General features: G+C 60.6%; 8 protein-coding genes (1 of these 8 only partly in view). 4 read left to right on the forward strand and 4 right to left on the reverse strand.

What is annotated here, in order from left to right:
• Window positions 1-1404, reverse strand: partial view of an Ig-like domain-containing protein gene (locus ACRQ1B_RS19285; RefSeq protein ID WP_432295605.1) — the start only. The gene continues 26826 nt to the left of window position 1, outside the view; 1404 of the gene's 28230 nt are visible here — the first part of the coding sequence; it begins with the start codon at window positions 1402-1404; its stop codon lies beyond the left edge, outside the window.
• Window positions 1405-1897: 493 nt separating this feature from the next.
• On the opposite strand from ACRQ1B_RS19285, the gene ACRQ1B_RS19290 reads away from it, so the two are divergent.
• From ACRQ1B_RS19290 to ACRQ1B_RS19305, 4 genes are read left to right on the forward strand one after another with little or no spacing between them, the layout of a single operon-like run.
• Complete coding sequence (locus tag ACRQ1B_RS19290) at window positions 1898-3319, forward strand: TolC family protein (RefSeq protein ID WP_432295606.1); 1422 nt, start codon at window positions 1898-1900, stop codon at window positions 3317-3319.
• An 18-nt stretch (window positions 3320-3337) separates the two neighbouring features.
• Complete coding sequence (locus ACRQ1B_RS19295; RefSeq protein ID WP_432295607.1) at window positions 3338-4129, forward strand: efflux RND transporter periplasmic adaptor subunit; 792 nt, start codon at window positions 3338-3340, stop codon at window positions 4127-4129.
• A gap of 3 nt (window positions 4130-4132) precedes the next feature.
• Window positions 4133-5584 (forward strand): efflux RND transporter periplasmic adaptor subunit, encoded by a 1452-nt coding sequence (locus tag ACRQ1B_RS19300; protein ID WP_432295609.1) that lies wholly within the window; start codon window positions 4133-4135, stop codon window positions 5582-5584.
• Window positions 5581-7776 carry a biotin/lipoyl-binding protein gene (locus ACRQ1B_RS19305; protein WP_432295611.1) on the forward strand — a complete coding sequence of 732 codons (2196 nt, stop codon included), beginning with the start codon at window positions 5581-5583 and terminating at the stop codon, window positions 7774-7776. The genes ACRQ1B_RS19300 and ACRQ1B_RS19305 overlap by 4 nt, the downstream gene beginning before the upstream one ends.
• On the opposite strand, the gene ACRQ1B_RS19310 is transcribed toward ACRQ1B_RS19305, so the two are convergent.
• The 3 genes from ACRQ1B_RS19310 to ACRQ1B_RS19320 form a co-directional block, all read right to left on the reverse strand.
• A complete protein-coding gene (locus tag ACRQ1B_RS19310; RefSeq protein ID WP_432295612.1) occupies window positions 7771-8463 on the reverse strand; it encodes a response regulator transcription factor in 693 nt (230 codons plus the stop codon). The genes ACRQ1B_RS19305 and ACRQ1B_RS19310 overlap by 6 nt on opposite strands.
• On the reverse strand, window positions 8460-11156 hold the full coding sequence (locus ACRQ1B_RS19315) for a DUF4118 domain-containing protein (RefSeq protein ID WP_432295614.1): 2697 nt from the start codon (window positions 11154-11156) through the stop codon (window positions 8460-8462). Before ACRQ1B_RS19315 ends, ACRQ1B_RS19310 begins: the two co-directional genes overlap by 4 nt.
• A 150-nt stretch (window positions 11157-11306) precedes the next feature.
• Window positions 11307-12467 carry an amidohydrolase gene (locus ACRQ1B_RS19320; RefSeq protein WP_432295801.1) on the reverse strand — a complete coding sequence of 387 codons (1161 nt, stop codon included), beginning with the start codon at window positions 12465-12467 and terminating at the stop codon, window positions 11307-11309.
• Window positions 12468-12525: the final 58 nt, after the last annotated feature.

Consider the following 12525-nt stretch of genomic DNA (forward strand, 5'->3'; position numbering starts at 1 on the left):
GCCCGGATTGGCATAGGTTGTTCCGACCTGCAGGCCGGTGGCAAGGCTGTAGCGATTGATGCCGGTGCCCGTAATACTGAGCAGATTGCCATTGGTGGCGTCGATGGCGAAATCGCCCCAGTCGGTGCTGGCCAGATTGGCACCGAAGGTCGAGACACCGGCCAGCGTTTTGCCATCGGCGGAAAAAGTCAGACGCCAGATCTGTGCATCGCCAGCCCCTGATTCCACCCCGAGATAAAGGGAGCCGCTGTAGAATGCGGCAGCGCCGCTACCAACGCCACGTGTGCCGATGGTGACATTGGCGATGGCGCCGTTGCTGCCGAGATCATTGTCGATGACGATATGGGTGTTGTTGATGAAGTCGTAGGCGAACAGCGCCCTGTTGGTGTTTGCCGAAGCGGAATCCGTATAATAGATCAGCCCGTTGGTCTGATCGACCGCGAGCGAATTGATGGTGTCCGACATCGTGATGCCGCCAACCGTAGCCGGCACCACCGTGATCGCAGTTGCTTTGCCGGTGGCCAGATCGACGCTGTAGATCGTACGCTCGGAGGAGACCAGAACCGCGCCGTTGCCGACGGACGCCTGGACGTTCAGCAGTTCGGCGTAACGTTCCTGCGCATCGGCGGCAACGACGGATTTGGTCGTTACCTCGCCATAACGGTATTCCAGCGTCCAGTCGCCGCCCTTGGCTGACGCACCGGTGGCATCGTCCGAGGCGGCGATGTCGGCACCGGTCTGGTAACCCATCATCCGGGCAGCACTCTCGCCAAGCTCGCCGCGTGCGAAATCGCAACCGTAGATGAGGATATCGGCGTCGTCCGCCAGCGATGAACGCAGACTTTGCAACTCCGCCGCATATTCGTCAGCCATCGATTCGACGGTCAGCGTCGCCGTGCCGAGATAGAGACGCCCTTCATCGCCATGCGAAATGATGTGGATCGACTGAACATTGTCCATGCCGCGCAGTGATTCGGCGAGCTGCTGCACACCATCGCGGCCGGCTTCGAGAACGACGACGTCGAAATCCCCCTCGATGCCCTGCAAAAGTGATTCGTAATTGGGCACCGAACTATCGACCACAACGACCTGCCGACCGACGGTAGAGCCGGGCGCCTCCGTGGGTTGTGCGCCCACATGCGCGCCTTCGCCCGCGGCCGCCAGCGCGCGCGTAAGTGCGTCGCTGTCGCGGGTGTCGGAAACCGCCTTTTCAGTGGTTTCGTGGGCTGCCGACTGGTCTTTCTCCTGAGCATGTTCGACCGTCGCGGCGCCAGCAGCATCAAAAGCAATACGCTGCTCGAGCTCCATAAGCATGGCGCCGAACCTGTCCTGCCCCCTCGCCTTCTGCGGTTTTGCCTTCTTTTTGGAAAGAGGCTTTTTCGGGCGAGTGAAATGCTCGTTCATGACTTACCTTCCCGCGCATAAATGGTCCGGACATAACGTCCAGGTTTTGCGCTGGCGGGCTTTTCAGTCCGCCTGACATCAGCGATCGCATTAACCGGAACCGAATATTAGGATTCAGTTGTTTACCAAATTACAAACAGCTACTATTAATTTTAGCAATACATGATGTTTTGGAAAACCCGTATTTTTCCGGCACATCGCAAAAACCACCTCACCCTTTCCTCAGCCTGGACGGGAGGCTTTTTAACGCTCACACGTTCATAATCGCTAATATGTTAGCGCCTTATTAATCATATTCGGAAATGTTAAATCAGCCTTGGGTTTTCACTCTTCACGCGCAGCCACTCTTAGGTTGACTTGCTGTTTGGAATGACGCCCGCGGCGCCTGTCAGGTTGTCGAGACAGGTTTTTTGCGGGTCGTAGTTGAGGTGTTGCGGTGAAATTTCCCTATTTATGGATTGTCCCGGTCAGTTTGATTGCGGTCGGTTGCTCGGTGAAAACCGAACCACTCAAAGCCGAGGCAAATGTCTCCTTCGCCAATGACAAGCTGGTGAGGGCGACGGCGAATCAGGAACCCGTCACCGGCTCCATCGATCTTTACGAAGCCATGGCGCGGGCCTTGAAATACAACCTGGATACGAAGGTCGAAATCATGGAGGCTTCGCTGAAGCTTCGTGAAGCTGACCTGGTCAGCTACAGCGCGCTGCCGAAACTGGTGGCCGGCGCCGGATATGCCGGTCGTGACGAAGGCGACCCCTCGACGCCGTCGACCCGCGACCCGAATGTTCGCACCGGCGACCTGACCTTTTCCTGGAACGTACTCGATTTCGGCCTGTCCTATGTGCGTGCCAAGCAGGCGGCCGATCAGGCTCTCATCCAGGAAGAGATGAAGCGCCGCATCGTCAACAAGGTGATCGAGGATGTACGAACCGCCTATTGGCGCGCGGCCAGCTATCAGCGCCTCGTCGGCCGCATGCGGGCGCTCGAAGGCCGGGTGGCACGGGCCCTTCGCGAAACCCGCGGCCTTTCCGGCAGTGGCGAAGCCTCGCCGCTGGTGGCGCTGACCTATGAACGTGAACTGATTGAGGTGAAGCGTGAAGTGGAGCAGCTTGAGGGCGAGCTGAAGGTTGCCAAGAGCCAGCTGGCGGCGCTGATGAACATCACGCCGGGCACAGACTTCACGTTATCGCTGCCCAAGCGCAGCGTGCCGAAACTGAGCGTGCCGAACGATCTTTCCGAAATGTATCGCATTGCGGCGTCGAACCGGCCGGAAATGCGTGAGGTGGCCTATCGGATGCGCATCAACGAGCAGGAGGTCAATGCGGCCCTGCTCGACATCCTGCCCGGCTTCAGCGTTTATGCCGGCAAGAACTATGACAGCAACGACTTCATCACCGACCCCAACTGGGCGTCCTGGGGCGCCAAGGTCAGCTTCAATGCCATGAAGCTTTTTGCTCTTCCCGCAACCAACCGCAAGATCGAGGCCGAAAAGGACGTGCTGGACGCCCGCGCATTGTCGGTCGCCATGGCTGTCATGACGCAGGTCCATATCAGCCGCGCCCGCTTCACCCATCTCAACAAGTCCTATTCGACGGCGGCGGCCCTTTCCAACGTTTCGCACCGGATTCTCAATCAGGTGCGGGCGGAAACAAAGGCGCAGAAGACCAGCGAGCAGATCCTCATCCGCGAGGAGATGAATGCGCTGGTGGCCGATGCCAAGCTCGATATGGCCTATGCCGACATGCAGAACGCCTATGCCAATGTCTACGCCTCGCTCGGCGTCGACCCGTTTCCGCGCGGCCTGACCACCAAGGAAAGCGTTGCCGAGATTTCCGCCCGCATGAAGGCGTTGTGGAACGAGGGCGGTGGCGCGGCCGTGATTTACGTAAAGGCCGAAACGGCGAGTGTTCAGTAACATGTAAAGAGGTCGATCATGACCGATCGAACGAAATTTTTGAACACAGGATCGCGCCCGCGGCTTCGCGGCGCGATCTTCGCCGTTTGTGTCCTTGGCTCGGCCGCAAATGCCGGCTGCGCCTTTGCCCAGGCCGGCAACGAGACGCTGCGCGGCATCGTCAAACCGGTCAACGAGGCTATGATCGCTTCCGACATGACATTTCCGATCCGCTCCCTGCCCTTTCGCGAGGGACAGAGTTTTGCCAAGGGAGATATCCTTGCCGAATTCGAATGCGGTGATCTCGCCGCCCAGGTGAAATCGGCAGAGGCGATGTTGCGTGCGGAAAAGATCACGCTCGAAAACAACGAACGACTGGCGAAATCCCGGGCGGTCGGCAATTTCGAAGTCGAACTGTCACGCGCCAAGACCGATCAGGCAGCCGCTGAACTGGAAGGGTTTCGCTCCAAAATGTCGCGTTGCACGATCCGTGCCCCCTATGACGGACGCATTGCCGTCATGCGCGCGCATGAGCACGAGATACCGGAGCCCAACCAGCCGATGATGCAGATCGTTTCGCAGTCCGATCTGGAGATCGAGATCCTGCTGCCATCCGACTGGCTGCGCTGGCTGAAACCCCGCAGCCGTTTCACCATCCGCATCGACGAAACGGGGAAAAGCCTTGGTGCAGAGATCGTGCGCATTGCCGCCGTCGTCGATCCCGTCAGCCAGACAGTGAAAGTGACGGGGCGGTTCTGGAACGGCGCTGAGGGCGTGCTGCCCGGCATGAGCGGTGCGACCGTGTTCGAAGACGTACCGGCGAGCGAGTGAGCCATGGAATTCAAGATTACGCCGAATTCCGGAGAACCGCGGATGGCCCAGCCGATATCAAAAGGTTCGGCTCCACCACCCAGATCAGGTGGCAATGCGGCAAATGCATCGGATATGGCGCAGCCCGCAAACGCGCCCGGGGCCAAGGCGCTCGATCTGCTGTTAAAGGTGGAAGCAGAGGCGCGGCACGCCCAGACAGTCGGCGAACTGGCATTTCTGATCGCAAATGAAACCATGCGACTGACGCGTTGCCGTCAGGTTTTTGTGCTGCAGGGACGCTCGGATGTCTTTACGGTGCGGGCAGCCAGTTCGATTGGCGCCGTGGATCGCAATTCGCCACGCATTCGCTGGGTGGAAGCGGTGGTTGCCGATCTGCAGAAGGAAACGGGCCTCAAGTCTCCCAACACGTTTACACTTCCGGCGCATTGCCCGCCCGGAGACGTGGAACACAAGAGCTTTCCGTACCGCTTCATGAACTGGCAGCAGTTTGCCCTGCGCGACGGAAAAGTGTTCGGCGGCATGCTTTTGGCACGGGAAACGGCATGGAGCGAGATGGACAGCCTCATCTCCCGCCGTCTGGCCGATACCTATGCGCATGCATGGGCGGCACTGACCGGCGAACGCAAGCTGCGGCGGCGCCTGAAGATCAAGCCATTGCTCGCGGCAGCGGCCATCGCCACCATTGCGCTTGCCTTCGTGCCGGTGCCGATGACGGTGCTGGCACCCGCCGCCGTGGCGCCGATCGCGCCGGCCGTAATTGCTGCCCCGCTCGACGGCGTGATCGACACCATACTCGTCAATCCCGATCAGAGAGTTGCGAAAGGGCAGCGGTTGGTACAGATGTCCGACGTCGTGCTGCGCAACGAACTGGCTGTGGCCGAACAGGATGTTCGGGTGGCGGAGGCCAAGCTGATGCAGGTGACGCAAGGCGCGGTGTCCGATCCGCGCCTGCGCGCAGAACTGGCCGTGACCCGCAGCGAACTCGCCGTCGCATCGGCAAAACGCGATTATGCCCGCGACATGCTGGAGCGATCCGATATCCGCGCGCCGGTGGACGGGGTGGCGATCTATACCGACAAACGCGACTGGATCGGCCGGCCGGTGACGACGGGCGAACGCATCATGGAAGTGGCCGATCCGTCCCGCATGCAATTGCGTATCGACGTGCCGGTCGCCGATGCCATTGCGGTGGCGCCGGGGGCAAGCGTGCGCGCCTTTCTCGATTCCGACCCGTTGCGGCCCGCCAAGGCAACGGTGGTTTCCGCCTCTTTCGAGGCCCGCATGGTGGAGGGCGACAAGCTCGCCTATCGCATCTATGCCGAACTCGAGGAACAGCCGCAGGGTATGCGGCTTGGCATTCGCGGCACAGCGCAGGTCTACGGTGATCGCGTCTTCCTCGGTTATTACCTGTTCCGCAAGCCGATCGCGCTGATGCGGCAGAAGTTCGGGTTATGACGGCGGCGCCGCGAACCATTGCATTGCCGACCGGCGCGCAACTGACCGCCGGGGCGAAAGCTGCGGATGTACCGCAGGACATTCCGCTGCCGCCGATCCGCGAGGACCTGCAGATCACCAGGGGCGGCGTCAGCTATTCCGGGGCGCCGACATGGGTCGTGTTCTGTCCGTTGCGCAACAAGTTCTTCCGCATCACCTATGAAATGTTCCAGATCCTGTCCCTGTGGAATGCGGCGCGCACGGTTTCCAACCTGATCAGGGCGGTGGATACCCGTTTCGGCAACACGCTGACCGGTGAGGATATCGTTTCCATCATCCGCATGCTGGAACAGAACATGCTGCTTTCGCAGCCTGCCACCGGCTCGTGGAGAAGCCTGCACCAGCGAGCAAACCAGAAACACTCGTGGTTCATGCGATTGATCCACAACTACCTGTTTTTCAAGATTCCGCTCGTGCGGCCCGACCGGTTCATCCGCGCCTCATGGCCCTCGGTTTCGTTGCTCTTCAGCCGCAGTTTCGGCATTGTGACGCTGATCGCCGCGGCAATCGGCATCTATCTCGTTTCGCGCCAGTGGGAAGATTTTATCGGCACCTTCCCTTATGTCTTCTCGCTGGAAGGCGCGGTCGTCTCGCTGCTGTCGATCATCTTCATCAAATGCCTGCACGAGCTGGGCCACGCCTATGTGGCGCATCACCATGGCTGCCGGGTGCCGACGATCGGCATCGCCTTCATGGTGATGGTGCCGCTGCTCTACACTGATGTCAGTGACGCCTGGAAACTGACCTCCCGGCGGGCACGGCTGCGCATCGATTCCGCCGGGATCATGGTGGAACTGGCGGTCGCGTCCTTCGCACTGTTGCTGTGGGCGTTCTTGCCGGACGGGGTGCTGCGAAGCGCTGTTTTCGTGCTGGCCGCCACCGGCTGGATCATGAGCCTGATCGTCAACCTCAACCCGTTCATGCGGTTTGACGGCTATTACATGTTCGCCGATCTTTTGGGCGTCGAAAACCTGCAGCCCCGTGCCTTCCGCCACATGCGCTGGCGGTTGCGCGAATTCCTGTTCGGGATGAACGATGCGGCGCCGGAAGCCTTTCCGCGGCGGCTCGACATCATCCTGACACTCTATGCGATAGCGACGGCGATCTACCGGATCGTGCTCTATCTCGGCATTGCGCTTCTGGTCTACCACTTCGCGGTCAAGATCGTGGGCATAATGCTGTTTGCCGTCGAAATCGGCTTTTTTCTCATCCGTCCGGTCTGGATGGAAATGAAAGAATGGTGGTCCATGCGTAACGATATTCTTGCCAGCCGGCGTAGCTATGTGAGCTTCGGCATTTTTGCCGGCATGATCCTTCTCGCCTTCCTGCCGCTTTCCCGGCAGGTCAGCGCACCGGCCATGGTGCTGCCACGCGAATTCGTTCGGCTTTACCCGCAGGAACCGGGCCGGGTTGAAACGATTGCCGTCACCAAGGGCCAATCGGTCAAGGCGGGCGACATCCTGTTCGTGATCGATGCGCCGGCGGTCGAACAGGAAATGCGGATCGTCGCCGAAGAGATCAAACTGGCGCAACGACGGCTGGCGCGTGTCGGCGCCAATGCGGAGGACCTCGCCGCCCGCAGCGTCATCGAAAGCGAACTGGGTGGGCTTTCCGCCCGTGCCAAGGGGCTGGACGAACGCAATGGGCAGTTGACGGTACGGGCACCTTTCGATGGCCGCATCAACGATCTCAACCCGGATATCCACGAGGGACAATGGGTTTCCCGCGCTGATCAACTGGCCTTTCTCTCCTCGACGGCCGGCACCGTGGTGCGCGGTTATGTGGGTGGCAATGAAGGACGCAGGCTGGCGCAGGAAGCCGGCGGCTGGTTCGTACCCGACGACGTGAGCGAGCCAAGGCTGCCGATTACGCTGACCGCGCTGGCGCAATCCGGCGCGCGCGAAATCGACATTCCGCAGTTGACCTCACATTTCGGCGGCGCAATTGCCGTGCATCCGCCTACCGGCGGAAAAAGACAGACACTGGCGCCGGTCACCGCCGAATATGGCGTGACCGCCAGCGTGCTCGGCGACAGCGAATTGCCCGGGCGCTCGCTTCAGGGTGTGATGGTGCTCGATGCGGCCGGCGAAAGTTTTGCTGCCAGCGTGTGGCGGCGGGTTGTCACCGTGGTGTTGCGGGAAGCCGGTCTATAAACCATCCTTGAGACGATAACCGACACCGGTCTCCGTGAGAATGTATTTCGGCTGATCGGGCATATCTTCGATCTTCTGGCGCAATTGCCGCACATAAACGCGCAGATATTGCACATCGGTCGGCTCTCCCCAGACATGTTCCAGCAGGAAACGATGGGTGAGCACCTTGCCCGCATGCTGCACCAGAACGCGCAGGATATCGTATTCCTTCGGCGACAGTTTAATCTCATTGCCACCGACGCTGACGATGCGTTTGACCAGATCGACCATCAGGTCGCCAGTCTGGAAAACCGGTTTTTCGCCCTGCGTCTGCAACCGGTGGCGCAGCGCCACGCGAATGCGGGCGACAAGCTCGTTCATGCCGAAAGGCTTGGTGATGTAGTCATCTGCGCCCAGTTCCAGCGCCTTGACGATACCCGCCTCGTCGGTGCGGCTGGAGAGGATGACGATCGGCAGGTCCAGTCCTTCCGCGCGCCATTTGGCCAGAAGATCATGGCCGGACATATCCGGCAGGCCGAGATCGAGCAGGATCAGGTCCGGTTTGTCGGTCCTGGCAAGTTCGATCGCGACCTTGGCGTTCATCGCCTCGCTGATTGCATAATCCTGCGTGGACAGACCGACGCGCAGGAGTTTCCGGATCGGTGGTTCGTCATCGACGATGAGGATGCGCACGGTCGACTGCATCACTTGATCTCCTGTGAAATCGGTTGCTGCGCGACAAGCGGCAGACTGACGGTGAAGATGGCGCCGGAACGATCCGTGCGGTTGGCAGCCTTGATATGTCCGCCCATGGCTTCGACAAAACCACGACAGATGGAAAGGCCGAGGCCGGTGCCGGCGCGCACGAAATCACCTTTTCGCACGCGGTAGAAACTGTCGAAGATCCGTTCCAGGTCATCGACCGGTATGCCCGGTCCCTCATCGATCACGGCGAGCCTGATCCTGTCGCCATCCGACCAGCAGCGAATTTCGATCATGGTGTGTTCGGGCGAATATTTGGCGGCATTGTCGATGAGGTTGAACAGGACCTGTTCGAGCAGGACGGCATCGACCTTCACCATCGGCAGATCGGGCGGAATGACGACGCGTGTTTTATGACCGGTGGTCATCTTGGCAGCGCGACCAAGCGCCGTGCCGACGATATCACCGGCGAAATGCAGGGCATAATTCGGCTCCATCGTACCGGAGCCGAGGCGTGTCATATCCAGAAGATTGGCGATAAAGCGGTTGAGCCGTTCGGATTCGTCGATGACGGTCGAGAGCAGATCGAGCCGCGCGCTGTCGTCGAGATTGCCATGAAAATCCTTGAGCGTGCCCGCGGACCCCATGATGGAAGCGAGCGGCGTTTTCAGATCGTGAGAAATGGAGCTTAACAGCGCGCTGCGCAGCCGATCGGTCTCAGCCGCCAGACGGGCACGATCGACATCCGAAACAAGTTGGACCCGTTCGATGGCGAGCGCTGCCTGATCGGCCAGCGCATCGAACAGCCGTTGCTGCTCCGGGGTCAAAAGCGGCCCCTGCCGATCGTTATCCAGACCGATGACACCGACCGCGCCGCGGCCTGTGCTGAGCGGCAGATAAAGGCGTTTGGCGCCCGGCAACGTATCCGCGGCGCGACCGGCGGGACGGTTGTGTTCCCAGGCCCATTTGGCGGCGGCGATATCGGCATCGACCAGCGTATCATCCGGCGGATAACCGGCCTTGACGGCGATCTCACCCGCTTCGGGTAAGAGGATGACGACGCGGACCTTCAGCATGGAGGCGATCTGGAAGGCGGTTGCCCACAAGACATCGTCCAGCGTACCGGTGCCGGCCAGTTTGCGCGAAAAGAGGTAAAGGTCTTCCGTCGTTTTCGCCCTCTGGCGCGCTGCCCGGGCCTGTCGCTGCACGGCGGCAGCCAGATTGCTGGCAACCAGCGCCACGCCCAGAAAGAAGACCAGCGCCACCACACTTTCAGGATCACGGACAGTGAAATTGTAGCGCGGTTCGAGGAAAAAGAAGTTGAAGCACAGCGCCGCCAGAACCGAGGCATAGAGGCCGGCCGTCAACCCGCCTTGGACCGCCGACACCAGCACGGCCATCAGGAAGACCAGTGCAAGGTTCTGCACCGCCAGGATTTTATCCAGCAGCGTGCCGACCCCAACGGCAAGCATCACGAAGATTGTGCTGCCAAGATAGGGTAGCCAGCGAAACGGTGCTGGCGGTGCGGCGGTGCGAACGCCTGTTGCCGCCGGATGGGCCTGCTGCCCGGAAATCACGTGCAGGCTGATATCGCCGGCGTAACGGACCAGATCCTGAGTGACCGAGCCCTGCCAAAATTCCACCAGCCGGGATTTGCCGGAGCGACCGATGACGATATGCGTGAAATTGTTGGCACAGGCATAGGCAACGATTTCCGCTGCCACGCGGGAGCCGGGCAGCGTGATCGTTTCGGCGCCCAGTTGTTCGGCAAGCCGCATGGTCGCCGCCAGCCGGCTTTTGTCTTCCTCGCTGCGCATGGCGTCGCGCGGCGTTTCCAGATGGAGCGCCGCCCAGGGTGCGCGAAGGCGGTCGGCCTGCCGGCGGGCATACCGGACCAGACCCGCGCCATCGCCGCCATGATCGAGGCAGACCAGAACGCGCTCGCCCGCCGCCCATGGCCCGGAAATGGCGTGCGCACGCATGTGATTGAGCAACTGGTCATCCACACGCTCGGCCGTGCGTCTCAGCGCCAGCTCGCGCAGTGCCGTCAGGTTGCCGGGGGAAAAATAGTTCTCCGTCGCACGCCTGGCTGTTTTCGGCATGTAGACCTTGCCGTCGTGCAGGCGCTTGATCAGGTCGTCGGGCGTTATATCGATGATTTCGACATCATCGGCGCGATCGATGACCGAATCCGGTACGGTTTCGCGCACGCGGATGCGGGTGATCTGCGCAACCACATCGTTGAGGCTTTCGACATGCTGGATGTTGAGCGTCGTATACACATCGATGCCGCGTGACAGCAGTTCCAGAACGTCCAGATATCGCTTTGGATGCCGGCTTTCGGGTGCGTTGGTATGGGCCAGTTCATCGACTAAGATCAGCGCCGGGCGTCGTGCAAGCACGGCGTCGAGATCCATCTCGTCGAGCGTCTGTCCACGATAATCAATGATGCGACGCGGGATGATCTCAAAACCGTCTAGCAGTGCCATGGTTTCCTGCCGGCCATGGGTTTCGACGACACCGATAACGACGTCAATGCCATCCGCCTGCCGGGCACGACCCGACATCAGCATTTCATAGGTCTTGCCGACACCGGGTGCCGCTCCCAGAAATATTTTCAGGCGGCCACGACCTTCCTGCGCAGCGCGCTCGAGAAGCGCTTCCGGGGACGGGCGTCGGTCGCCGTCATCGAGGGCCATCAAAAGTCTCCGGACACGCAGCCACTCTTTTTAGGCTGCGTGAAAAAATGCTGTTTCGACAGACATAGATGGCTTGGGGCCGATAGGAAATCGAGTGGGCTGCGGCGGCAAACATATAGGAATTTTATATATGCCGCGACCACCTCAAACTCATCCCAGCAGATCGCGAATGGTGCGCAGGAAGACGCGCGAGCCGGTATCGATCAGCTCGTCGGGAAAATCGTAATCCGGGTTGTGCAGGCGCGGATGATTTTCACCGGCGCCGAGGAAAAACATCGCCGATTTAGAGACATGACCAAACAGGCCAAAGTCTTCCGAACCCTTCATAGGGACGAAACCGTCGCCATCGTCATAGGTCACACCTTCGGCATCCATCGCGGCTTTCAGATGCGCCACGGCCACTTCGTCGTTTTCGCAGTGGTGAAACACGTCGTGATAGGTAATGCCGAGATGGAGGCCGGCCGGCAGGGCAACGCTTTGCGCCAGTTCTTCCGCCTGTTCGACCAGCGCTGCCATACGGGCATCGACCAGCGTGCGCAGCGTCACCCAGATTTCCGCGTGGCCGGGAGCGATGCCGAAAGCTTCCTCGCCGATGCGGGCGTGGGTGAGTGTGACCAGCGAAAAATCGGCATCCACATGCGTGCTGCGATTGGCGCCGAGCCCGGGCAGTTCGGCGATCAGTCTTGCCGCCGCCGGCGCCGGCGATATGCCATCTTCCGGGCAGGACGCGTGTGCTGTCTTGCCGGTGAGTTCGATACGCATGCCGCGCGACGCGCAATTGACATGGCCGGCCATCAAGGCGACGTGGCCCAGCGGGCGGCCCGGCATGTTGTGCAGCGAGAAGGAGAAATCCGGTTTCAGCGCGGCAAATTTTTCGTCGGCAATCACGGCCGCGGCGCCGGCACCATTTTCTTCCGCCGGCTGGAACATCAGGACCACGCGGCCTTTTTGCGGGCGCTGGCGGCCGAGATCGCGGGCGACGGCAAGAAGCGTCGTCATGTGGCCATCATGGCCGCAAAGGTGGCCCTTGCCGATGACCTCCGATTTGTAGGGGAGACCGGTCAGTTCCTCGATCGGTAGCGCATCGAGCTCGCAGCGCACCAGCACGGTCGGCCCCACTTCCGGACCGACATAAACCGCGGCGACACCGTGACCGCCGATGCCGGTGACGATTTCGTCCGGCTTTGTCGCGGACAGCGCTTCGACGATCAGCCTGGCGGTCTCGACTTCCTCGCCGGAGAGTTCGGGCTGGCGGTGGAGGCGATGACGAAATGCCCGCAAATCCTCGAATTCCGCTTGTGTCAGATACATCATTCCGCCTCTCGTTCTCGCCAGTCTTTTATCGATGACTATACCCCCTCCCACAGGC

The organism is Endobacterium panacihumi, assembly GCF_050847465.1.
GTDB lineage: Bacteria > Pseudomonadota > Alphaproteobacteria > Rhizobiales > Rhizobiaceae > Neorhizobium > Neorhizobium panacihumi.

Bases quoted from the DNA above. Each gene is read 5' to 3' on its own strand.
- ACRQ1B_RS19295 (WP_432295607.1), top strand. From the start codon at position 3,338: ATGACCGATCGAACGAAATTTTTGAACACAGGATCGCGCCCGCGGCTT.
- ACRQ1B_RS19300 (WP_432295609.1), top strand. From the start codon at position 4,133: ATGGAATTCAAGATTACGCCGAATTCCGGAGAACCGCGGATGGCCCAG.
- ACRQ1B_RS19305 (WP_432295611.1), top strand. From the start codon at position 5,581: ATGACGGCGGCGCCGCGAACCATTGCATTGCCGACCGGCGCGCAACTG.
- ACRQ1B_RS19315 (WP_432295614.1), bottom strand. From the start codon at position 11,156: ATGGCCCTCGATGACGGCGACCGACGCCCGTCCCCGGAAGCGCTTCTC.
- ACRQ1B_RS19320 (WP_432295801.1), bottom strand. From the start codon at position 12,467: ATGTATCTGACACAAGCGGAATTCGAGGATTTGCGGGCATTTCGTCAT.